Annotated in this window: 22 protein-coding genes; 6 read left to right on the forward strand and 16 right to left on the reverse strand. The window is 67.8% G+C overall.

Going from position 1 to position 22943, the window contains the following annotated elements; genetic code table 11:
- Nucleotides 1-12: 12 nt before the first annotated feature.
- The 4 genes from ABNQ39_RS21695 to ABNQ39_RS21710 form a co-directional block, all read right to left on the reverse strand.
- Nucleotides 13-1233 (reverse strand): enolase C-terminal domain-like protein, encoded by a 1221-nt coding sequence (locus ABNQ39_RS21695; protein WP_199235409.1) that lies wholly within the window; start codon nt 1231-1233, stop codon nt 13-15.
- Nucleotides 1230-2243 (reverse strand): 2-hydroxyacid dehydrogenase, encoded by a 1014-nt coding sequence (locus ABNQ39_RS21700; RefSeq protein WP_376960423.1) that lies wholly within the window; start codon nt 2241-2243, stop codon nt 1230-1232. Before ABNQ39_RS21700 ends, ABNQ39_RS21695 begins: the two co-directional genes overlap by 4 nt.
- 131 nt (nt 2244-2374) lie before the next feature.
- A complete protein-coding gene (locus ABNQ39_RS21705) occupies nt 2375-3265 on the reverse strand; it encodes a LysR family transcriptional regulator (protein ID WP_098737104.1) in 891 nt (296 codons plus the stop codon).
- Nucleotides 3266-3357: 92 nt separating this feature from the next.
- Nucleotides 3358-4593 carry an amidohydrolase family protein gene (locus tag ABNQ39_RS21710; RefSeq protein WP_376960425.1) on the reverse strand — a complete coding sequence of 412 codons (1236 nt, stop codon included), beginning with the start codon at nt 4591-4593 and terminating at the stop codon, nt 3358-3360.
- 80 nt (nt 4594-4673) lie between these two features.
- Between ABNQ39_RS21710 and ABNQ39_RS21715 the strand changes: the two genes are divergently transcribed.
- On the forward strand, nt 4674-5072 hold the full coding sequence (locus tag ABNQ39_RS21715; RefSeq protein ID WP_376960427.1) for a nuclear transport factor 2 family protein: 399 nt from the start codon (nt 4674-4676) through the stop codon (nt 5070-5072).
- A gap of 22 nt (nt 5073-5094) precedes the next feature.
- Here ABNQ39_RS21715 and ABNQ39_RS21720 read toward each other — a convergent pair whose 3' ends face one another.
- A complete protein-coding gene (locus ABNQ39_RS21720; RefSeq protein ID WP_109447464.1) occupies nt 5095-5811 on the reverse strand; it encodes a GntR family transcriptional regulator in 717 nt (238 codons plus the stop codon).
- 234 nt (nt 5812-6045) lie between these two features.
- On the opposite strand from ABNQ39_RS21720, the gene ABNQ39_RS21725 reads away from it, so the two are divergent.
- The 4 genes from ABNQ39_RS21725 to ABNQ39_RS21740 are packed head-to-tail and all read left to right on the forward strand — an operon-like array spanning nt 6046 to nt 10380.
- A complete protein-coding gene (locus ABNQ39_RS21725) occupies nt 6046-6924 on the forward strand; it encodes an ABC transporter ATP-binding protein (RefSeq protein WP_376960430.1) in 879 nt (292 codons plus the stop codon).
- A 3-nt stretch (nt 6925-6927) separates the two neighbouring features.
- Nucleotides 6928-7701 (forward strand): ABC transporter permease, encoded by a 774-nt coding sequence (locus ABNQ39_RS21730; protein WP_098737107.1) that lies wholly within the window; start codon nt 6928-6930, stop codon nt 7699-7701.
- 28 nt (nt 7702-7729) lie between these two features.
- Nucleotides 7730-8752, forward strand: coding sequence for an ABC transporter substrate-binding protein (locus ABNQ39_RS21735; protein ID WP_376960432.1), 1023 nt, complete (start codon nt 7730-7732; stop codon nt 8750-8752).
- A gap of 56 nt (nt 8753-8808) precedes the next feature.
- Entirely contained in the window at nt 8809-10380 is a 1572-nt protein-coding gene (locus ABNQ39_RS21740) for a gamma-glutamyltransferase family protein (RefSeq protein WP_376960434.1), read from the forward strand.
- A gap of 59 nt (nt 10381-10439) precedes the next feature.
- On the opposite strand, the gene ABNQ39_RS21745 is transcribed toward ABNQ39_RS21740, so the two are convergent.
- From ABNQ39_RS21745 to ABNQ39_RS21795, 11 genes are all read right to left on the reverse strand, one after another.
- A complete protein-coding gene (locus ABNQ39_RS21745; RefSeq protein ID WP_376960436.1) occupies nt 10440-11048 on the reverse strand; it encodes an undecaprenyl-diphosphatase in 609 nt (202 codons plus the stop codon).
- 373 nt (nt 11049-11421) lie between these two features.
- Nucleotides 11422-12516 (reverse strand): LacI family DNA-binding transcriptional regulator, encoded by a 1095-nt coding sequence (locus tag ABNQ39_RS21750; protein ID WP_376960438.1) that lies wholly within the window; start codon nt 12514-12516, stop codon nt 11422-11424.
- A gap of 43 nt (nt 12517-12559) precedes the next feature.
- Nucleotides 12560-13594: a succinylglutamate desuccinylase/aspartoacylase domain-containing protein gene (locus tag ABNQ39_RS21755; RefSeq protein ID WP_376960440.1), complete on the reverse strand. Its 1035-nt coding sequence runs from the start codon at nt 13592-13594 to the stop codon at nt 12560-12562.
- A 105-nt stretch (nt 13595-13699) separates the two neighbouring features.
- A complete protein-coding gene (locus ABNQ39_RS21760) occupies nt 13700-14044 on the reverse strand; it encodes a RidA family protein (protein WP_376960442.1) in 345 nt (114 codons plus the stop codon).
- Nucleotides 14045-14077: 33 nt separating this feature from the next.
- Nucleotides 14078-14881, reverse strand: coding sequence for a transporter substrate-binding domain-containing protein (locus ABNQ39_RS21765; RefSeq protein WP_376960444.1), 804 nt, complete (start codon nt 14879-14881; stop codon nt 14078-14080).
- A 66-nt stretch (nt 14882-14947) separates the two neighbouring features.
- The gene (locus ABNQ39_RS21770) at nt 14948-15676 is read right to left on the reverse strand and encodes an amino acid ABC transporter ATP-binding protein (protein ID WP_376960446.1); all 729 of its coding nucleotides are present in this window, start codon (nt 15674-15676) and stop codon (nt 14948-14950) included.
- The gene (locus ABNQ39_RS21775) at nt 15663-16313 is read right to left on the reverse strand and encodes an amino acid ABC transporter permease (protein WP_174475026.1); all 651 of its coding nucleotides are present in this window, start codon (nt 16311-16313) and stop codon (nt 15663-15665) included. The genes ABNQ39_RS21770 and ABNQ39_RS21775 overlap by 14 nt, the downstream gene beginning before the upstream one ends.
- Nucleotides 16314-16327: 14 nt before the next feature.
- Nucleotides 16328-16996 (reverse strand): amino acid ABC transporter permease, encoded by a 669-nt coding sequence (locus ABNQ39_RS21780; RefSeq protein ID WP_109046899.1) that lies wholly within the window; start codon nt 16994-16996, stop codon nt 16328-16330.
- Nucleotides 16997-17017: 21 nt separating this feature from the next.
- Nucleotides 17018-18304 (reverse strand): alanine racemase, encoded by a 1287-nt coding sequence (locus ABNQ39_RS21785; RefSeq protein ID WP_376960449.1) that lies wholly within the window; start codon nt 18302-18304, stop codon nt 17018-17020.
- Nucleotides 18305-18503: 199 nt separating this feature from the next.
- On the reverse strand, nt 18504-20921 hold the full coding sequence (locus ABNQ39_RS21790; RefSeq protein ID WP_376960451.1) for a PAS domain S-box protein: 2418 nt from the start codon (nt 20919-20921) through the stop codon (nt 18504-18506).
- Between the two features lie 331 nt (nt 20922-21252).
- Nucleotides 21253-21378 (reverse strand): DUF4167 domain-containing protein, encoded by a 126-nt coding sequence (locus ABNQ39_RS21795; RefSeq protein ID WP_376960453.1) that lies wholly within the window; start codon nt 21376-21378, stop codon nt 21253-21255.
- A gap of 363 nt (nt 21379-21741) precedes the next feature.
- Between ABNQ39_RS21795 and ABNQ39_RS21800 the strand changes: the two genes are divergently transcribed.
- Nucleotides 21742-22737, forward strand: a complete 996-nt coding sequence (locus ABNQ39_RS21800; RefSeq protein ID WP_376960455.1) for a LysR family transcriptional regulator — start codon at nt 21742-21744, stop codon at nt 22735-22737.
- Nucleotides 22738-22943: the final 206 nt, after the last annotated feature.

Genomic DNA, 22943 nt, shown 5'->3' on the forward strand with positions numbered 1-22943 from the left:
ACCGGTTGCGGCTTACCAATCGACGATGGTGCCGTCGTCCAGGACGGCGGAGGTCGTGTGCATCACCTCCGGCTTGAAGGGATGCTTGGCCGCTTCCGCCTCGTTCACCTCAATGCCGAAGCCGGGAACGTCCGGCACCTCCCAGTGGCTGCCGGTGCGGCGGATCGGCGTCTGCACGACGTCGTCGTACCAGGGCACCGCACCGCTCATCTCCTCCTGGATGACGAAGTTCGGGGTGGAGATGTCGAAATGCAGGGCGGCGACACCGGCCAGCGGGCCGTTGGGATTGTGGGGCGCGATGCCGATCAGTTCCGCCTCCGCCAGCGCCGCGATCCTCTTCCCTTCCAGCAGGCCGCCGGTGTGGTTCAGGTCGGGCTGGGCGATGTGCACCGCCTTCTGGGCGAAGACCGGCATGAACTCCCTCAAGCCGACCAGCCGCTCGCCCGACGCGATGGGGCAGTCGGCCTGCTCGGCGATGCGGCGCAGCGCCTCGGTGTCGCCGGGCTGGACCGGCTCCTCGCAGAACATCGGCCGGTAGGGCTCCAGTTCGCGGATATAGCCCATGGCGGCGGCGATGGAGCCGGGGCGGCCGTGGAAGTCGATCATGATGTCGACGCCGTCGCCCACCGTGTCGCGCAGCGCCTGCATCATCTTGCCGACATGGCGCTGGGCCGGGACCGGGGCGCTGTGGGCACCGTAGGGGATGAACACCACCTTCAGCGCGTCGTAGCCCTTCTCCGTCACCGCGGCGGCGCGCTCCTTCAGCGAGCCGATGTCGAAGGTCTCATACACTGACTTCATCTCGCCGAGGCCGAGATGGGTGTAGACGCGCACGCGGTCGCGGACCTTGCCGCCCAGCAGGCGCCACACCGGCAGGCCGACGCTCTTGCCGAAGATGTCCCACAGCGCATGCTCGATGCCGCTGATCGCCGTGACGCCGACCATGCCCAGCTTGTAATAGCTGAACTTGTTCATCGCGCGGACGCACTGTTCGATGTCGCGCGGGTCGCGGCCGAGCACGGTCGGCTCCAGATCCTCGACGGCGCCGGTGACGGCCCGCGTCTTCCAGTTCAGGCTGGCCTCGCCCCAGCCATACAGGCCGGGCTGGTCGGTCAATACCTTCACGAAGATCCAGTTGCGCATCTCGGCGTTGACGACGAAGGTCTTCACGCCGGTGATCTTGATCGGCACGCCGGCACTGCGGCGGGCGAGGTCCTCGGTGTCTCGGATCATGGGAAGCTCGTGTTCTGGCGGGCGAGCGGTGCTGCCGGAGCAGGCGCCCGCACAAGGTTCAGCAGCGGTTCGCCGGCAGTCAGCCGGTCGATGTTCCGGGCGATGAAGGCATAGCGACGTTCGGGCAGCCGGGTGGTCCAGGCCGAGGAATGCGGGGTGCAGACCGCGTTCGGCAGATCCTCGAAGCGGAAGCGCGCGGGCGCCACCCGGTCGTCCGCCCCGGCCGGATAGCCGTACCAGACGTCGAGCACCGCACCGCCGATGGCTTGGCGTTGCAGGGCACCGTACAGCGCCTCCTCGTCGGCGATGGGCGCGCGCGATACGTTGATCAGCACGCCCGTCGGCTTCATGGCGGCGAGTTCGGGCGCTCCGATCAGCCCGCGCGTCTCGTCGGTCAGCGGGCAGGCGATCACCACGAAATCCGATTGCGCCAGCATCTCCGGCAGGCGGTCCGGCGGCAGGATCGCCTCGGCCAGACCATCGGGGTCGGCCGCGAACTGATCCACGGCGAGGATGCGCATGCCGAAAGCCGCCGCCCGCCGGGCAATCGTCCGCCCGATGCGGCCGAAGCCGATCAGCCCCAGGGTCAGGCCGTGAATCTCGCCATGCGGCACCCGCGCCCGGTAGGTGTCGGACCAGGTGTCGGTGGCGAAGGAGCCGCGCAGGGCGTCGGGACGGATTTCCCAGTTCAGCATCGCCGCCATGACGAATTCGGCGATGGGAATCTCATGTTCGAAGACGTTGCACAGGCTGGCCCCGGACGGCAGGGAGGCCATGTCGATGCCGTCCAGCCCGGCCCCCGGCACATGCAGAAGTCGAAAATCCGGAATGGACCCATCGTTACGGGAGAAGCGCAAAGACACGACCACGTCGTCCGCGGTGATCGCCGAATCGAAGTCGGGCGAGTGGGCGGCCTCACGGGGAAGGGGAATGATCTCGCAGGGTGTCGTCAGGAAAGCGCCGAGCTTGTCCTTGTGATTGGCGGCTTCCCCAATCATGAAGACTTTCATTGGCTTGATCCTCCGTTATGCAAACGATAGGGCCAACGAACTGAGTAGGTCCAACTTTTAAAAATGATCGATTGATAAGGAAAAGTTTTCACTGACCCGCGTCATCGGTCCCCGTGACGGAGGACATCCGCTCAGGAGACCAATTCGCCGACGGTCGCGGCGACGTCGAGGAATGTCTGGATCGCCGGGGATGTGTCGTCGCTCTGATAGGCGACGCCGAGCGTCAGGTAGGGAGCCGGCCCGTCCAGCGGGCGGTAGACGACACCCGGCCGCGCGAACTGCTGGAGATCGGAGGCGATGAGGCCGATGCCGAAGTCGGCGGCGGCCAGCGCGATGATCGATTGGGCGGGCGAGGCTTCGAGGATCAGCTCCGGGCTGAACCCCGCCTGCTGGCACAGGCTGATGATCTCGTCGTACAGGCGCGGACCGATCACGCGCGGGAAGATGATGAAGCGCTGCCTGGACAGATCCTCCAGCCGCAGGCGGGGCCGCTCCGCCAGCGGATTGCGGTCCGACAGCACGACATTGAAGCGGATGCGCGCGATGAGGTGCGACGACAGCGACTGGTCATCGAGCGGGGGATGGAAGATGCCGACATCGATGGCCCCCGCCCTCAGGGCCTCCTCCTGCTCGGACGTCGTCATGACATGGACGTTCACGCCGAAATTGGGCAAGGCCGTGCGGAACCGGTGCATGATCTCGGGGAAGACGATGTAGAGCGCCGGTGCGGTCATGCCGACCGACAATTGCCCGATCTCGCCGCGGTCGGTCTGGCGCGCGAGCTGCGCGGCCCGATCCATCTGGTTCAGGATCTTCCGGGCCTCGCCCAGGAAGGACTCGCCGGCCCTGGTCAGGGAAACCCGCCGCTTGTTGCGGTGGACCAGCTGGACCTGAAGCTCGTCCTCCAGCTGCCGCAACTGCTGGCTGAGGGCAGGCTGCGTGATGTGGCACCGCGCGGCGGCACGGTGGAAATGCAGCTCCTCGCAGAGCGCGACAAAGAACTGGAGCCTGCGACGATCCATGATGCGGAGATAAGATCATTGGGCCGGCGCTGTAAAGGCGCGATGGACGGTGTGGCGAGGCTGCGCGGAGACCCCGCCATCCCGACTGGCCGCTATCTCACCAGCGTGGCGGCGGGTCTGACGAAGCTCTTGCGGCCGCGTTTGAACCCCATAAGGGGGGTGGCGATGCCACCGAAGGCGTCGGCTTCGTCATCGGCGTCGAGCACGATCAGGTCCGCCTGTCCGCCGACCGCGATGCCGTAATCGGCAATCCGCATCAGCCGGGCGGCGGTGGTCGAGACCATGTCGAGGCAATCGCCGAACCGTTCAGGCCCCAGATGCATGAGGTTCGCATAGAGGTTGCCCATCCGGATCAGCGAGCCGTCACCGAAGGGCGTGAACGGGTTCAGGACATTGTTGGTCGCGACCGAGACGGTGACGCCGCCGTCCGCCAGCAGATGGACCGGGGCCACTCCGCGCGGCGCCCGGTGCCTCTGATCGCGCCCATTGAGATAGAGGTCCGTCGCCGGCAAGGCCGTCACCCCCACGCCGGCTTCGGCCAGGAGTGCGGTCATGCGCTCCAGCGCAGCATCGTCGATGGCGGCGAGCTTGGTGACATGGCCGACGGCGACCCGCCCCTGCCAGCCCGCCGCCATCGTCCGCCGGCAGATTTCCTCCAGATGCGACCAGCTGGGGTCGAGATCGAAATCCAGATGGAAATCGAGATCGACGTCATGCGCCACCGCCAGCGCAAAGATCCGCTCCATCTGCAGGGACGGATCGGCATCGGTGTAGGGACAGCCGCCCAGCAGATCGGCCCCCTGCGCCAGGGCCTGGACCAGCAGCCGTTCGACCGCCGGGTCATGGGTCATCCCCTCCTGCGGGAAGATGCAGATCGACAGGTCGATGGCGAAGGCATAGTCGCGCTTGAGCCGCGTCATTGCCTCGAAACTGCGCAGACCGACCAGCGGATCGAGTTCCACATGCGCGCGCATGTGCATGGTGCCCTGCGTGATCGCGCGTTCCAGGGTGCGGGCGCCGCGCTGGTAGACATCCTCGACCGTGAACGCCCGCTTCAGGCCGGAGACCGCGGCAATCGCCCCCTTCAGTCCGCCGCCGGCATCGCGGCAGCGGCAGAGCAGGCAGGATTTGTCGAGATGGATGTGGCTATCCACCAGCCCCGGCAGGACGAGACGCCCGCCGGCATCCTCTTCCAGGGCGGCGGTCCCGGTCAGGTCGGGGCCGATGGCGGCGATCCGTCCCTGCCTGACCGCGATGTCCCGCAAGCCCTGCCCTCCCCTGAGCCGGGCATTGCGCAGGAGAAGATCGAAACTGTTGGTCTGCGGCATCTCGAAATCCGGCGTGTCGTTTGCATGCGAAAATCGCATGCACTTTTGATACCAATATGCCGACACTTACGGAGGTCCAGATGAGTGAGACGACTGAACGCGATCTGCAAGCCGTGAAGGATTATCTGGAGGCGTCGATGGCCCCCGATCCCGTGCGCGCGGCCACATACGTGGCGCCGGGCTTCGTCTGCCGTTTCACCGGGCATCGCGTGTTCGACACCCCCAGCGGGCCGACCGGCTTCAACGCCGCCCGCTACAAATGGGTGAAGAAGCGGATCGAGCGCTATGATGTGGTGCCGGGCGAGACGGAAACCATCGTCTACAGCCTGGGCTACCTGTATGGCGCCTGGCCAGACGGCACGCCCTTCGACAACAACCGCTATGTCGACCGCTTCGTGGTGCAGGACGGGCTGATCGTCGAAACCGATGTCTGGAACGACAGCGCCGAATGGATCCTCGATCCCTCCTGCGCCCGCTGAATTACCGCCAGTCCTGGCGCCCTTATTCGGTGTAGGGCGCCAGGATGTCCATGAGGTCGCGGCTCCGCGCGCCTGAGCTTTGCAGCAGCGCGCGGGAGGCCACGGCCTCCAGATGTTCGTCCATCAGGGCACAGGCCTTGTCGGCGGGGCCGGTCCGGATCGCCTCGATCAGTTCCAGATGCTCATTCACTGCGCATTCGGACGAATGGGGCCGGCTGAAGACCGCCAGCGACAGTCCGGCGCGGTAACAGATTTCCGTCACGTAGCGGATCAGCACGGGCTTGCCGGTCATTTCCGCCAGACGGACATGGAACTCCGTCGCAAGGCGGATCGAGATCCCCTCGGCGCCATGCCGGGCCTGATGCTCGGCCTCGACAATCGCCGTCAGCTGCTTGACCTGGGCCTCGGTCAGCTTGCCGGCCAGATGGCGGACGACTTGACGCTCCAGATCGACCCGGATGTCGAAGATGTCGCGCGCATCCTCGAAGGACGGCACGGCGACCACGGCGATGCGGTTGCGGCGCAGGTCGACAAGCCCCTCCGCCGCCAGCTGCCCGAGCGCGCTGCGGGCGATGGTCCGGCTGACGCCGAAGCGTTCGCCCAGCGAATCCTCGGGCAGCCGGTCTCCCGGCGACAGCGCCCGCTCGATGATCGCACGCCGCAAGGCCGTGCAGATCGCCGCGACACGGTCGCCACCGGTTTTCCCTGAACGCTTTTGCTCGCGTTTTTCCTCGGCCATCACCGCCCCCGCCTGCTCTGCCTTCCATAAGCGAGGCCAGTTGGGAAAGCAACTCGCCAAGTGCCGCATTTGAATGCAGCGGCCCCGCTAGCTTGCATAAAATAAGTGCATGCAAAAACTGTATGCACTTTTCCTCGCCCGCCGCGCGACTTCTCTTCCGTGGAGCTTGGCCCCTCAGGGAAACTGGCGCACCCGTTGCATACAGTTTTACCGATCCGCCACGAGGTACGCCGCATGTCCCGATCCCAAGCCATCCCGCAAGGCCACCCGTCCAGCGCCTCTTCCATCTCCCCGTCCGTCGCCCCGGCCATCGCCGTCGAGCTTTCGCAAGCCGCCGTTTCGTTCGGCAAGCCGGGCAAGACGGTCGCAGCCTTGCAGGAGACCAACCTTCGGATCGCGGCAGGCGAATTCGTCGCCCTGGTCGGGCCGTCGGGCTGTGGGAAATCGACGATCCTGCGACTGACGGCCGGCCTGCTGAACCCGACCCGGGGGGCCGTCATCGTCGGTGGGCGCGAGGTCGGGGCCAAGGCGCTGCGCATCGGCATGGCCTTCCAGAACCCGACCATGCTGCCCTGGCTCACCATCGAGCGGAACGTCATGCTGCCGCTGAAGATCGTGCGGCCCTTCCGGTCCGACTATCGCGCCAAGCGCAGGACGGAGTTCCGCGACCGGGTGCATGCCCTGCTGGCCGATGTCGGGCTCGACAAGTTCGCCAACCATTACCCCTGGCAGCTGTCGGGCGGGATGCTGCAACGCGCGAACCTGTGCCGCGCCCTCATCCATGAACCGAGCCTGCTGCTGCTCGACGAGCCGTTCGGCGCGCTCGACCAGTTCACCCGCGAGGAGCTGTGGGGAACGATGCAGTCCCTGTGGCTGAAGCGCAAACCCACCGTCCTGCTGATCACCCACGACCTGAAGGAGGCCGGTTTCCTCGCCTCGCGCATCTGCGTGATGAGCGCCCGTCCCGGCCGCATCATCGACGACAGCGCCGTCGATTTCCCCCGGCCGCGCACGGTCGACATGACCTTCAACGCCGATTTCGTCGCCCTCAACCAGCGCCTGCGCGACCTCATCATCGATGCGCGCAGCGATGCCGCAATCCAGGGAGCCTGAGCCGTGAGCTACGACCTGCGCCGCCGCCTCTGGGCCGCCCTCCTCATCCTCGGCTTCTTCGCGGCCTGGGAGATCCTCTGCCTCGTCCTCCAGGTTTCCGACCTTGTCCTGCCGCGCCCGACCCAGGTCTTCGCGACACTGGCCGCGCGCTTCGGCATCCTGTGGCCGCATGTGATGCAGACCCTCTGGACCACGATGATCGGCTTCGTCCTGGGCGTCACCGTCGGGGTGGTCATCGGGGCGGCCATCGGCGTCTCGCGCACCGCCTACGACACGGTCTATCCCCTGCTGATCGGCTTCTCCTCGATCCCCAAGGTCGCGGTGGTGCCGATCTTCGTGCTGTGGTTCGGATCGGGCGCGACGCCGGCCATCCTCACCGCACTCGCCATGTGCTTCTTCCCCATCGTCGTCAACATCGCGACCGGCCTCGCCACCACCGAGCCGGAACTGGAGGACGTGCTGAAGTCGCTGGGAGCCAGCAGGTTCGACATCCTGTGGAACGTCGGCCTGCCCCGCACCATGCCCTTCTTCTTCGCCTCGCTGAAAATCGCCGTCACCTTCGCCTTCGTCGGCAGCGTGCTGTCCGAAACCGTCGCCTCCAACAAGGGCATCGGCAACGTGATGATGACGGCCTCCTCCAACTTCGACGTGCCGCTGGTCTTCGCCGGCCTCTTCCTGCTCGCCGCTCTCGGCATCCTGCTCTACGTCGCCTTCTCGCTGGTCGAGGCGCGAGTCACCGGCTGGGCCACCCGCCGGCAGGGCTTCGCCTCCGCCTGACCCATCATTTCCGAAACGGAGCCTCCCCATGTTGAAAAAGCTTCTCGCGACGCTTGCGCTCGGCCTTTGCCTGGGCGGGACGGCGTTGGCCGACACCAACATCAAATTCACGCTCGGCTGGAAGACCCAGGGCTCCGACGCGCCGTTCCTGCTGGCGTTGCAGAAGGGCTATTTCAAGGCGGAGGGGCTGAACGTCACCATCGACCAGGGCGAAGGGTCGGCGGCCACCGTGACCCGCATCATGTCGGGCGCCTATGACGCCGGCTTCGGCGACATCAACGCGATCATCCAGAATGCGGCGACCCGTCCCGGCGACGTGCCGGTCATGGTCTATCAGCTCTGGAACAAGCCACCCTTCGCCATCGTCTCGAAGAAGGCGACCAACATCGCCACACCCGCCGATCTCGTCGGCAAGAAGCTGGGCGGCGCCCAGGGCACCCCGACCACCCGCCTCGTGACCGTGCTCGGCACGCTCAACAAGGTCGACATGACCAAGGTCGCCATCGAGAACATGGGGCCGAACCTGCAAGAGCCGATGCTGATCAAGGGCGACATCGACGGCGCCCTGGTCTTCAACATCACCAGCTGGTTCAACCTGATCAACAACCGCCAGGATCCGGCCAAGGACTACAACTGGCTGCTGTTCGGCGATTTCGGCCTCGACCTCTATTCCAACGGCATGATGGTTTCCCAGAAGCTGATCCGGGAGAACCCGGCCGCCGTCACCGGCCTCGTCCGCGCCGTCAACAAGGCGGCGGTCGAGATCGGCGGCGATCCTGCCGCCGGGCTGAAGGCGGTGCTGGCCTACGACAATCTGGCCAAGGAAGAGCTTGAGCGCGCCCGCATGATCTTCTCCTACGAGCATCTCATCGTTTCGCCGGAAGTCGCCAGGCTCGGCCTCGGCGATGTCGACGATGCCCGTCTCGCCCGCTCCATCGGCATCGTCGTCGAAGGCTATCAGCTGACCGCCACGCCCAAACCGGAACAGATCTTCACCCGCCGGTTCCTGCCGCCGGCTGCCGACCGCAAGCTCGCCTACAAGACCAACTGACAGCAGGGAACAGGCCCGGCCGGACCGACGGCCGGGTTCCAGCAGAGGGGAAAGAGATGAACGCCGCCCGGCCCGGAATGGTCACCAGCCCGCATCCCCTGGCCTCCGAAGCCGGTGCCGCCGTTCTGGCAAGGGGCGGCACCGCCATCGAAGCGGCGGTCGCCATCGCCGCCTGCCTGTCCGTCGTCATGCCGCATTTCTGCGGGATCGGCGGCGACGCCGTCTGGCTGGTGGCGGACCGGCAGGGAGGGCAGCGCTGCTTCCTTGGCATCGGACAGGCGACGGAGACCCTGCCCGCCTACGACGCTGCCATCCCTCTGCGCGGACCGGCCTCGACCGTCACCTCGGCCTGCGCGGTCGACAGCTGGGGCCACGCCCTTGCCTACAGCGCGGACCGCTGGGGCGGCACACAACCCTTCGCCGACCTCCTCACCCCCGCCATCGCCCTGGCCCGGGACGGCTATGTCCCGAGCCGCTCGCAACAGTTCTGGTTCGATTTCCGCCGCGACGAGATCCCGCAGTGGAAAGGCTTCGCGGAGCATTTCAGCGCAACCCCCGGCGCCCTCTTCAGGCAGCCCGGCCTCACCCGCAGCCTCTCCCTGCTGGCGGAGGACGGTTACCGGTCCTTCTATGACGGGCGGCTCGGCAAGCAGCTGGCAGAGGGGCTGGCCGCTGCCGGCTCCCCTCTCCGTGCCGCGGACCTGACAGTGACCCGGACGCGGGAGGAGGCTCCTGCAAGCCTGGACTATCGCGGGCTGACCCTGCTGGCGCCGCCCGCGCCGACGCAGGGGCTTTCCACGCTGGCGATCATGGGCATCCTCTCCCACTTCGATCTGCCGGCCCTGTCGCCCACCAGCCCGCTGCGTTACCATCTGCTGGTCGAGGCGGTGAAACAGGCTTTCCTGGACCGCCGGTTGATCGCCGATCCGGACTGTGCCGAACCGCCTCCCTGGGATTTCCTCGATCCGCAACGTCTGGCCGCCAAGGCCGCCGCCATCGATCCGGCACGCGCCCTGCCCTGGCCCCATCCCTACCAACATGGCGATACGGTCTATTTCGCCGCGGCCGACGAACAGGGGCGCTGTGCCAGCGTCCTGCAAAGCACCTATTTCGACTGGGGCAGCGGTGTCCCGGTCGGCGACACCGGCATCCTCTGGCAGAACCGTGGCGCGGCATTCTCCACCGTTCCCGGCGACCGCAACGGGATCGAGCCGGGCAAGCGCCCCTTCTACACCCTCAATCCCGGCATCGCCCTCAAGGATGGGACCCCTCACCTTCTCTACGGCACCCAAGGCGCGGACGGCCAGCCGCAGACCCTGTCCGTGCTGCTCAGCGGCCTGATCGATCACGGCATGACGCCCGAGGAGGCGCTCGCCCAGCCCCGCTTCCTTCTGGGCAAGACATTCTCCGACAGCCGCGACAGCCTCAAGATCGAAGCCTCCCTGGGCGGGGCCGCGATAGGGGCTCTTGCCGCTCTGGGGCATGAGGTGGCGCCCCTTCCGGCCTTGTCGCCGATCTTCGGCCAGGCGGGCGCCATCAGGCTTACCGATGCGGACACCCTGAGCGGCACCCACGATCCGCGTGGCGAAGGCGACGCGATCCGATGCCAGAGGCCGCTGCCGGGATGACGAACCGCCTCGACCGGCTCACCGGACCGACCGCCGGTGCGGCCGGTCCCATCATGCCCTCACTTGCGGTCCAGCGGGAACAGGGCGGCGGGCAGATGCAGCAGCCGCACGGTTCCCTCGTAAAGCCGGACGATGGCCGGCGTCAGCACCCCATCGACGATGGGGCGAGCCGGAATGACCAGCAGGGAAGCGGTGGCGGAGACCAGAAGCGCGCCCGCCATGTCCAGGGGGAAGTGAACGCCGAGATAGATGCGTGCCCATGCGACGCCCATCCCGAAGGCCATCATCCCCCAGCCCAGCCGCTGCCAGGACCCGCGCAGCAGCAGGCTGATCCCGATCGTCCACATGAAGGTCGCATGGTCGCTGGGGAAAGATGAATTTGCGGCGTGCGGGATCAGCTGATGCCCCAACCCGATCATGAAGGGGCGCGGATGATGCCAGAGCGCGCCAATCGCCGAGTTGACCAGCGCCGCCGTCAGCAGCGCGCAGCCGGCACCGACCAGGACGGCGCGCCCGTCTTGCCGTCCCCACACCCACAACGCCGCGACCAGGGCCGCGACCAGCACCACCACGTCGTCCGCCAGAAAGCGCGCCAGCATGAGAAGCCCGGCCGGCGGATCGGGCGGAGCGTTCAGCAGAAGGAACAGATGTTGGTTCAGAGCTTCCATAAGCGGGGTCCGATCGTTTCGATTCGATGACAGGCAGGCCAGACAGATAGGCCGTGGCGCTTGCGCCTGCCTGGGCGCGAATGGCCAGAACCGGGGCGTTCGGCTGAGTTCAGGAGAGCGATGAGGATAGCGAACGCTCCAATCGGCCCCCCGATGAAGACGGTCCTCATGGCGCGCCGGGCACGTCGGCACGCAGGCCGGCGGACCCGTCTCATACCAGTGCCGGAAAGTTCCGACCTGCGGTCGGCACTTTCCAGCGCCTCAGACGCCGGGCGGCCCGCGTCCGCGGGCCTTGGCTTCGCGGGCATGTGCCCGTGCGGCCGCCGTCGTGGCCGATACCAGGGTCAAAAGTCAAAACTTTCTGACCCTGGTATCAGCTGCTCCCGCGGTGGGTCAGCGTCAGTTCGACGGCGCGGATCGGCTCCGGCGGCATGTCTCCGCGCATCCGTTGCAGGATCATCGATCCGGCTTGCCGGCCGAGGTCGCGGCTGTCGATGCCGATGGTGGTCAGGCCGGGCGGCAGTTCCTCGGCCACGTCATTGTGGCCGAATCCCAGGATGGCGATGTCGTCGGGCAGGCGCATGCCCAGCCGGCGCGCCTCCAGCAGCGCCCCGGTCGCCAGCAGGTCGTTGGCGCAGAACACCGCCTCGACCGCCGCGTTGCGCGACAGCAGCTCGGCGAGCGCGCGGCGGCCGTCGACCATGCTGGTGACCCTGTCGACCGACAGCTCGGCGACGATGTCGAGCCCGGCGGCGCGGGCGCCCTCGCGGAAACCGGTGAGCCGCAAAGCGCCGCGGCCGCTGCGGCGGCCGATATAGGCGACGCGGCGATGGCCCCGCCCGGCGAAATGCTCGGCCGCCAGACGGCCGCCGTCGATGTTCGAGAAGCCGACCAGCATGTCGATGGGGTCGCGGGGATAAGCCCAGGTCTCCATGATCGGAATGCCGAGCGCCCGCAACGCCCGCCGGTTCTCCTCGATCTCGATGACGCCGGTGAACATGACCGCCGCCGGCCGCATCTCGCGCAGCGACTGGATCATCGTCGTCTCCTTGGCGTAGGAGTAGGAGGTCTGCCCGATCATCAGCTGATAGCCTTGCGGCTCCAGCACCTCGCCGCAGCCCTGCACGGCGAGGCAGAACTGCTGGCTTTGCAGGTTGGAGACGAAGGCGGCGACGATGTTCGACTGGCCCGACCGCAGGGCGCGGGCATGCGGGTTGGTGGCGTAGCCGGTGCGTTCGACGATCTCCAGGATCTTCCGGCGCTTGGCCTCGGCCACCTTCTCCGGCTGGCGCAGGGCGCGCGAGACGGTGATCGGCGACACCCCGGCGAGCCGGGCGATCTCGACGATGCGCGTCGGAGCCGCACCCCCGGCGGCGTCCCCGTCTGCCGACGGCACCGGTTCCGCCGCCCGGAGGCGGAGGACGTCGTCGATGGTCGGCGGACGCTTGGCCGCGCTGCTCTCACTCATGTCGCCCGTCTCCCTGGCCGCCTGTCCCTGCGATGCCGCCCGGTCAGGCCGCGCGCCCCAGGATGCCCGCCTCCTCCACCGGACGCGCCACCTGGATCAGGCAGTCGCCGGCCTCGCTGTCGCTGTGCAGGCGCCGCGAGATGACGATGCCCGCCTCCTGGAAGCGCAGCTCCTCCTCCGGCTGGTCGAGCCGCGTCAGGTCGTGGAACCAGCCGGCGAGATCGCCGGCGGCGACCCGCGCCCCGACATCGACCGCCGGTTCGAACCAGCCGCGCCGCAGCGCGTAGATCGCCTGCCGGTGGCTGTCAAGCTGAAGCAGTTGCATCGGCGTCGGAACCGGGGCCGGAACCGAGAGAACCGGCGCGTCTGTCAACCCGGTGGCGATCAGCAGGTTGTCGATGGCGCGGGCGGTGTAGGCCATGGTCTCCGGCGTCACCGTGCCGCCGCCGCCAAACTCGCCGCTGATGCCGATGACGCCGGCCCGTGCGGCGGCGGCCATCGAGGTCGGTGCCGTCGCCCCGTTCTCCGCCACGAAGCCGTAGGGCATGCCGAGCGCACGCATCAGCTCCAGCGCGCGGCCGAGCCGGTCGGGCGTGCCCTGCCGTTCGATCAGGGCACAGGGCAGGTGCGCCATCGAGGTGCCGCCGGAATGGATGTCGAACACCACGTCGTGACGCGGGAACAGCTCGTGTTCGAGGAAATGCGCCAGCCGGAAGGTAGGCGTGCCGGCGGGGTCGCCGGGGAAGGCGCGGTTGAGGTTGCCCTCGTCCAGCGGCGACCGCCGCCGCGCCGCCATCGCCGCCGGCGCGTTGGCGACCGGCAGGATCGTCACCTCGCCACGGATGCGCGCGGGATCGAGGCGGCGGAACAGGCGGCCCAGCAACAGTTCGCCTTCATACTCGTCGCCGTGGTTGCCCGCCATCAGCAGCACGCGCGGGCCCGTCCCGTTGCGCACGCGGCAGACCGGGACCTTCACCTGATAATAGGGGGAGCGATCCACCGAGAACGGGATGCTGAGGAAATCCAGCGACTTGCCGTCGGCGGCGAAATCGAGCGCGTGGTAGAGGCCAGTGTGCATTCCAAAAACCTTCTGGCGGAGGGGCGCCTCAGCGGCGCTTGCCTTCAGCGTTTGCCGGGGCAAGCGGCTGCCCGGCGCCCCGTCCGGTTCACCGAGGAAGCCCGCTTACAGGGCGGCCAGCGCCGTCATCTCGACGCGCAGGTCCGGGTCGGCCAGCCGCGCCTCGGTGCAGGCGCGGGCCGGCGGGTTGGCCGGATCGATCCAGGCATCGTAGACCTCGTTCATGGCGTCGAAGTCGGTGATGTGCGGCAGGAAGACGTTGACGGCGACCAGCTTGGACTTGTCGCTGCCGGCCTCCGCCAGCAGGGCGTCGATCTTGGCCAGCACGTCGCGGGTCTGCTCCTGGATAGAGCCGGTGCGGTTGTTGGCGACCTGACCCGCGATGTGGACCATGCCCTGGCAGACGACAGCCTGGCTCATGCGCGAACCGACCTGGAACCTGGTGATCATCGAAAAAACCTCTCTTGGATGCCGAACGGCGGGTTACATCTGCGGAAGCGTCTGCTTTTCCTTGAACCACGTCATCTGCAGGGCGCCCAGCTTGCCGTTCAGGCGGTTGTAGAACAGGAAGGTGTTGATCCAGTTGACCAAATCCTGTTCGCCATGGCGGACGGCCACATGGGCCGGCGACTGGCGGATCAGGAACTTCTGCTCGACCTCCTTGCCGGGATTGTCCTGCGCGACCTTCAGCGCGATGGCGCTGTTCTCGGCGAAGGTGTCGACCTGCCCGGCCAGATAGGCGGCGATGGCGCCGGGGGTGTCCTCGAAGCGGACCAGCTTGGCGCCGGGGGCGTTGTCGGTCAGCCAGATGTCGAGCGTCGAGCCCTTGGCGACGCCGATGCTGCGGCCCTTCAGCCCGTCGGGATCGGTGGCGTTCGCCATCGACTTCGGCCCGTAGACGCCGAGATTGACCGCGGCATAGGGCTGGGTGAAGGTCACCTGCTGGGCGCGCTCCGGCGTGGCCCCGGCGGCGGCGATCAGCACGTCGACCTTGTTGGCGAGCAGGCTGGGAATGCGGTTGGCGCCGGTCACCTGGACCAGATCCAACTTCACGCCCATGTCGGCGGCCATCAGCTTCGCCAGATCGATGTCGAGGCCGGCGGCCTCGCCCTTGGCGTCCTTGAAGCCCCAGGGGGCGGCGTCCATCAGAACGCCGACGCGCAGCTTGCCGGCCGACAGCACGTTCTGCAGGGCATCGGCCTTCGCGGCGGACGGCAGGGCGGCGGCGGAGAGCGCGACGGTGGCGCAGACCGCCACGGCGGCGGCGAGGGTCCGGAAGAGTCTCACGACATTGCTCCTCTGTTCTGGTGGTTGTCCGGTCCTCGGGGAACCGGTGGTTGGTTCGGCCATGCCTCAGCGGACGGAGGCGATGAAGCTCTGCAATTCGGGGGTGCGGGGGTTGGCGAAGAGCTCGGCCGGCGGCCCCTCTTCCCAGACGCGGCCCTGGTGCATGAAGACGATCTTGGAGGCGACGTTGCGAGCGAAGCCCATCTCGTGGGTGACCAGCACCATGGTCATGCCCTGGCGCGCCATGTCCTCCATCACCTTCAGCACCTCGCCGACCAGCTCGGGGTCGAGCGCCGAGGTCACCTCGTCGAACAGCATCAGGTGCGGGCGCATGGCGAGGCAGCGGGCGATGGCGACGCGCTGCTGCTGCCCGCCGGAGAGCTGGGCCGGATAGGCGTCGATCTTGTCGGCCAGCCCGACGCGCTCCAGCACGTCCAGCGCCAGCGCCCGGCCTTCCGCCTTGGCGATCCGCTTGTTGAGGACCGGGGCCAGCGTGATGTTGCGTTCCACCGTCATGTGCGGGAACAGGTTGAAGGCCTGGAAGACGATGCCGACGCGCTGGCGGAAGTCGCGCAGGTTCGGCATGTCGGTGCGCACCGGCTGGCCTTCCACCGTGATCTCGCCGCCGTCGATGCGCTCCAGCGCGTTGATGCAGCGGAGCAGGGTCGATTTGCCGGAGCCCGACTTGCCGATGATGGTGACGATCTCGCCTTCCTTGATGTCGAGCGACACCCCCTTGAGCACCTGGGTCGACCCATAGCTCTTGGAAACGTTTCGGATGTCAACGAGCGCCATTGAGACGGACCTCCAGGGAACGGGCCCACAGGGTGAGCGGCAGGCAGGCGGCGAAGTAGATCGCCGCGACGATCGAATAGACCAGCAGGGGCTGGAAGGTGGCGGCGCTGACCAGCTGGCCGGCGCGGGCGAGTTCGACGAAGCCGACGATGGAGGCCAGCGAGGTGCCCTTGATCAGCTGGACGAGGAAGCCGACGGTCGGCGGCAGCGCCATACGGAAGGCCTGCGGCGCGATGACGTAGCGGAACTGGTGCCAGGTCGACAGGCCGAGGCAGGCGGCGGCCTCCCACTGCTCGTGCTTCACCGCTTCGATGCCGCCGCGCCAGATCTCGCCTAGGAAGGAGGCGGTGTAGACCGTCATGGCGATGCCGACGGCGACCAGCGGCGGCATCTCGATGCCGAGGAAGACCGGCATGCCGAAATAGAAGAACATCAGCAGGCCGAGCAGCGGCACGCCCTGCACCAGCTGCAGGAAGGCGGTGGCGGTCCAGCGCAGCGCACGGCTGGCGCTGGTCCGCATCAGGGCGAGCAGCAGGGCCAGCGGCGCGCCGAGGCCGAGCGCGATGAGGACGAGGACGGCCGTCCATTGCAGGGCGCTGAGCAGCGACAGGAAATCGGCGAGGGAGAAGGAACGCATGGCCGGTGTCTCCGTCAGCGCCGAACCGGCCAGCGGAAGGCGAGGTGCCCCACCGCGGCGAACAGCAGTTTGAAGGTCATCACCAGGGCGAAGTAGATGCCGCAGATCACGGCATAGACTTCGAAGCTGCGGTAGGTGCGCGTCTCGATGAAGCCGCCGGTGTGGAACAGCTCCTCCGCCGAGATCTGCGAGGCCAGCGAGGTGCCGAGCAGCAGCAGGACGAACTGGCTGGTGAAGGCGGGATAGACGCTGCGCAGGGCGGGCGGCAGCACGATGTAGCGGAACACCTGCCAGCGGCTAAGCCCCAGGCACTGGCCGGCCTCGACCTGGCTGCCGGGAATGGCGTCGAGCCCGGCGCGGACGATCTCGGTGCAGTAGGCGCCGAAATAGAGGCCGAGTGCGATGGACGCCGCCTCGAAGGCCCCCATCCGCAGGCCGAAGCCCGGCAGCACGAAGAAGACCACGAACAGCTGGATCAGCGACGGCGTGTTGCGGATCAGCTCGACATAGCCGCGGATCGCCCAGCGCACCGGGCGCGGCCCGCTGCGCACCGCCGCCGCCGCGGCGACGCCGATGGCGGTGCCGATGGCCGCGGCGACCAGGGTCAGCAGCAGCGTGTGCAGCGTGCCGTCGATCAGCTGGTCCTGATAGCGCCAGAGCTGCTGGAAATTCAATGTCTGCATGGGGAATCTGGCCGCCTCGGGTCAGCCGAAGAAGGTGCGGTAGGCGCGGCACACCCGCCCGTCGGCATCGAGGCCGAACAACACCCGCCAACGGTCGATGCAGGTGCAGGGGTGCGAGATGCCGAACTCGACGATGTCGCCAACCACAAGCTCCTGACCGGCCGGAACGGCGACGAAGGCGTGCTGGTCGTTCAGCCGGGTCACCCGCAACCCGTCCGCGGGCAGCGCCACGCCGTCGCGGTGAATGCGCAGCGGGCGGGGCAGATCCTGGTCGAAGGAGGAATCGCGCATGCCGAAGCCGCAGATCGCCAGCCCCGGCTCCGGCCGGGTCAGCACCTCCGCCCACAGGCGCAGGGCCGGGCGGAAATCGGCGGCGGTGGCGCCGCCGCAGGCGAAGCCCTGCCGGGCATCGAGCGCGCCGAGCGCGCGTTCGTAGGTGCCGTGATCGTGGAAGAAGATGGCGCCGCTGCGCAGCACCAGCGTGGCGTTGCCGTCGGCTTGCGCGACCGGCGCCAGAGCGGCGACCACCATGTCGAAGAAGGCCGATCCGCCGGCGGTGAGCAGCAGCGGCCGGTCCGGCACCAGCGCGCGCACCAGGGCGAAGGCCTCCGCCGTCCGCTCCATCAGGGCGGCGATGTTGGCGGCGGTCGCTACCGGGTCAGAGGTCGCGACCGCCCCCTCATAGGTGGCGATACCGTCGAGCACCAGCAGGCCGGGATGCTTGAGGACCGCGGCGAGGATCGCGTCCACCGCCGCACGGTCGCGGGCGCCGCCGCGGCCGGCGCCGACCTCGACCAGGACGGCCAGCGGGCGGCCGGAGGTCTGGGCAGCCGCGGCCAGCGTCTCGACCGCGGCCGGGGAGTCGGCAAAGGCATGCAGGTCGGCGTCGGGGTGGGCGGCGAGCAGCGCGCCCAGCCGCCTGCCGCTGGCGATGCCGCCGATCTCGTTGCCGAGGATCAGCCGGGTCACGCCCGCGCGCAGCAGCACGGCGGCCTGCTGCAGATTGGCGACGGTGGCGCCCCAGGCGCCGGCCTCCACCAGCCCGGAGGCGATCTGCGGCGCCATCGGCGTCTTGGCATGCGGAGCGAGCGCCACACCATGATGTCGCGCATAGGCAAGGATCAGGTCGCGGTTGGCAGCGAAGGCATCCTCGTCGAGCGTCAGGACCGGCAGCGCCATGTCGCCGGCAGCCGGCCGCCAGCCCTGTGCGCCGACATCCCGCAGCCGCAGCGGCGCCGTCCCCGGCGGCACCCCACGGATGCTGTCGTCTAAACTGCTGTCGAGCAGGGCATCGAGAAACAGGCTCATGGGCGGCAATCCTGATCAGCCAGATGAGGACGAAGCGTCGAACGTCCGATGACAACGTTATCATATTGCCGCATCGATGCAATGACAACGTTGTCATTTCCGCGCACAAAGAGTCGTTCCCGACCAACCGGGGGATCGAACGTGACCGGTTCTGCCGCGAAACCGGCCGGGTGCGATGGAATGGCCGAACGTGGGAGACTTAAAGTTTCGCGCTCCGGTCGATCTCCTGACGCAGGGTCAGCGCCAGATCCTCGATCCGGTAGGGCTTCGACAGGACGGGGAAGCCTTTCAGCCCGGCCCGGTCCTCGCTGTAGCCGGTGGTCAAAACCACCGCCAGCCGGGGCAGCAGTGCCCGCGCCGCCGCGGCCAGGGCGGCGCCGTCGATCTCGCCCGGCATCACCATGTCAGTGAACAGCAGATCCGGCCGTTCCCCGTCCCGCAACAGGCGCAACGCCTCTTCCCCGGTCGTGGCGCGCCTGACCTGATACCCCATCTCCTCCAGGGCCGCCACGATCACCAGCGCCACCACCGGGTCGTCCTCGACCAGCAGCACGCTGGCGCCGCCGCCATCGACCATGGCCCGCTGGGCATCGACCGCCGCCACCGGCATGGTCTCGGCGCGCGGCAGCAGCAGCGTAACACTGGTGCCCTGCCCCTCCACGCTGTCGACGGTGGCGATCCCGCCGGACTGCCGGCAGAAGCCGTAGACCTGCGCCAGCCCCAGCCCGGTGCCCTGGCCCACCGGCTTGGTGGTGAAGAAGGGCTCGAAGATCCGCTCCAGCATTGCCGGGGCCATGCCATGGCCACTGTCCCGCACCCAGATCCGGACGAAGTGGCCTTGCAGCCCGCTCTCGCCGCACTGCTCGACGTTGCCGGCACCGATCATCAGCCGGCCGGCTCCGGCAATGGCGTCGCGGGCGTTGGTGGCGAGGTTCAGGATCGCCAGCTCGAACTGCACCGGATCGGCCATCGCCGGCCACAATCCACCCTCCAGATCGAACTCCAGCCGGATGTCGGCACGCAGCGCCCGGTCGAGGAAGCTGCGCATCCCCAACAGGCGGTCGCGGACGTCGAAGGCTTCGGGTTCCAGGTTCTGACGGCGCGAGAAGGCCATCAGCTGCCGGATCATGCTGGCGCCGCGGTCCACCGCCTGATGGCCGGACTCCAGAACCTTCTGCACTCCGGCGACGTGGCCGGCGCGCCGCCCGACCAGCTGAAGGCAGCCCGACATCGCCTGGAGCAGATTGTTGAAATCATGCGCCATGCCGCCGGTCAACTGGCCGACCGCCTCCATCTTCTGCGATTGCCGCAGCGTCTCCTCGGCCTGTATCAGCTCGGCCGTGCGTTCGGCGACGCGCTGCTCCAAGGTGTCGTTGAGGAAGCGCAGCTCCGCAATCGCCCGGTCGCGCTCCGCTTCGATGGTGCGCCGCTCCTCTACGTCGATGAGCACGCCGGGAAAGCCCCGCGCGGTCCCATCGGCGCTCAGATCGACCCGACCGTTGGCCTCGATCCAGTAATAGCGTCCGTCCTGCCGGCGGACGCGGTACTGGTGGGCGTAGCGGCCGCCCCACGCCATCGCTTCGCGGATCGCCTTGTCCAAACCGGCCCGGTCATCCGGATGCACGGTCTCGACCAGCTGCGCCAGGCTGATGCCGTCACGCCCGAGCGCCGGATCGAGCCCGAAGGTCGCCGCAAACGCTTCGTCGATGGTGAAGCGGTCTGCCGCGATGTCCCAGAACCATGTGCCGATGATCGCACCGGCGGACAGGGCCAGTTGGACCCGTTCGGCATCGGTGCGGGCAGTTTCGAGGGCGCGCTTGCGATGGTCGATGTCTTCGAGCATGGCGATGGCGCCGGTGACCTGTCCGGCGCCGTCCGTCAGCGGCACGCTGCTGACGGCGAACCAGCGCTCGGACCCGTCGGCCTCTCTGTGGAGGAACTCGATGCCCGGCGAGACCACCTCGCCGCGCAGGGCGCGCGCACCGGGATAGCGGCTGGGGGGAAGCCGATTTCCATTCTCATCGAAGGCGCGCCACCGGTCGGCACTCTCCGCCTTCGTCATTCTGGAAGGCATGGGTTGATCGGGCAGGAGTTCGCGGAACAGCGGGCTGGACAGCAACACCCGTCCATCGGCGTCGAGCAGGCACGCCCCGACCGGAAGATGCTGGATGAGGGTGGAGAAGCGGTTGCCGGCTTCGGTACGGGCAGCAACCTCCTGCTCCAGCGCCACGTTGCGCGCTCGCAGTTCTGCCTCGACCGCGTCGCGCTGCCGGGCCGCGATGACCCCCGCCGTCGTTTCCATCGCGATGTCGAGCATGCCGACGACCCGTCCGCCGTCGCGCAGCGGGCTGTAGGCGAAGGTCCACCATGTGTCCTCCTCGCAGCCGTTGCGGGTCATCACGAGGTGCATGTCGGTGAAGCTTACCGCCTCGCCCTCCAGCACGCGCGCGATGAGCGGGCCGATCGTGTCCCACACGTCGGACCAGACGGAGGCAATCGGCTGCCCCAGCGCCGCCGGGTGGCGCTTGCCCAGAAAGGGAACATAGGCGTCGTTGTAGAGCAGCGTCTGTTCCGATCCCCAGGTCGCGCACATGGCGAAGGGGGATGCGAGCATCATCGTGAAGATCGCATCGAGGGCAGGGCTCCAGCCCTCACGCGGTCCGAGCGGGGTTGCGCTCCAATCGCATGCTTCGAGGTCCGGCAGGGTGGTGCTCATGCGCTCACTGACCCTCTGCCCTGCCTGTGCGATGGCTCTCAGCCGGCAATCGTCCGGCAACCGCTCGATGTTCGGGACCGGGCGGGACTGAAACGGTCTTCCGTTGAAGCATGCCTGTTTATAGACGGTGGAACTGCCCCGGACAAGGTGGGCTCACGTCCCGGGAAAGACGCCGGCGGCCGTCTTTACCGGGTGGAAGCGTCCATGCGCTCGCCGTCGCGACAGCCCGGTTTCAATCCTGGCCGCGCGAGACGCGAAACCAATGCTCGGCATACTGCCGGCAAAGCTCCGCTTCCACACTGTCGCCCGTGCGTTCGGCATCGGTGGCACGGGCGAGCCACTGCGTCTGTTTTTGCACCGCCGATCCGTTCACACGGGCGGGTGCTGGCCGGACCCCGGTCGATGCGCCGCTGTTGGAGCGGGACTTGCTGAAGTTCGGTCGCGGCACTGGTACGCGGGGCCTGGAGGGTGGCATGGGGCTTACGGACTTCCTTTAAGGAGACGGGAGGGGCATCCTCCGATCCCGCAGAGTCTACCCTCCCCATCGCCGCGATGCGCGGAAATTCTGTCGCGCCTTGCCGCCCTTTGACGGACGGCCATATTCGCGTCAGCATACGGACCGGCGGCGATGCGTGGCGATGCGAAGCGACCGGACCCGGCTCACCCTCTCAACCATCCCCCTCAACCGTCCCCCTCAACCGACATGGATGGGACCGACGCCGTGCCGATCCGCAGACTGGACCTGAATCTCCTTCGGGTGTTCGAAGCCGTCATGCAGCATCGCAGCGTGATCGGCGCCAGCAGGGAATTGCGGATCACGCCCTCGGCGGTCAGCCATGCGCTCGCCCGGCTGCGTCAGTCGCTGGAGGACGATCTGTTCGTCCCCGGCACCTCCGGGATGGAACCGACTGCCCGCGCCCTCCAGCTGTCGTCCGGCATCGCCGATGGGCTGGGACGGATCGCCGACGCGATGAGCACGAAGGCCTTCATCCCGTCAGAGGCGGTGCGGACCTTCCGCATCGCCGCAACCGACTATGCGGCGGTGATCGTCCTGCCGCGCATCGTCGCCCGGATCGCCCCGCTGGCGCCGCAGATCGACCTGCGGGTCTTCCCTGTCAACCGCATGGACGTCGTCCGTCAACTCGACGACGGACGGGTCGATTTCGTGATCGGCTGGTTTGCCGACCTGCCGGACCGCATGCGCCGCACCACGCTTTTCCAGGAATCGGAAGCCGTGGTGGTCCGCCGCGGACATCCGCTGACCGCCGGGCCGGTGACGCGGGAACGCCTGTTCGAGTTTCCCCACGTCGTCGTGGAGTTGACCGGCAGCGAAGAGGGGGCGACCGACGGGTTCATCGACGACCGCGGCGTATCCCGGCGGGTCTGGGTCGAACGGCTGATCCTCGAAGCGGCCGACAGCGACAGGGGGCTGACCGGGCGGGTGGCCGTCTCGGTCCCGCACTATGCCGCCGTCCCTCCGCTGCTGCAGGTTAGCGACATGGTGGCGACCCTGCCCAGGCTCCTGGCCCTCCGGGCCGTGGAACAGTCCGGCTTGGCGATTCTCGACCTTCCCTATGAACCGCAGCGGGTGAACCTGGACATGATCCGGCACCAGCGTGCCGAGCGTGACCCCGGCGCCTGCTGGCTGATCCGGCAGATTGTTGCCGCGATGGCCGACCCGGACACACTGAACGCCGTTCATCATGGCGCTGTATAAACTTCATTTGCCGGCTCCAGGAATTTCAAAGTAGCTATTCGAGACCGGAAGCGCCTCTTCATCCTTGAAGCCGGAACATGCTCGTCAGCCGCCAATGAATGACGGCGAGCCATTGGCGCGGGCTCGCGCTGTATTCTCACCGAATACATCGGCCCATTGAACACACAGGGAAACGGGACCGGCGTCTGGTCCGGGACAGGTTGAGG

It is taken from the genome of Azospirillum sp. A26 (assembly GCF_042604635.1).
In the GTDB taxonomy this organism is placed as follows: Bacteria; Pseudomonadota; Alphaproteobacteria; order Azospirillales; family Azospirillaceae; genus Azospirillum; species Azospirillum palustre.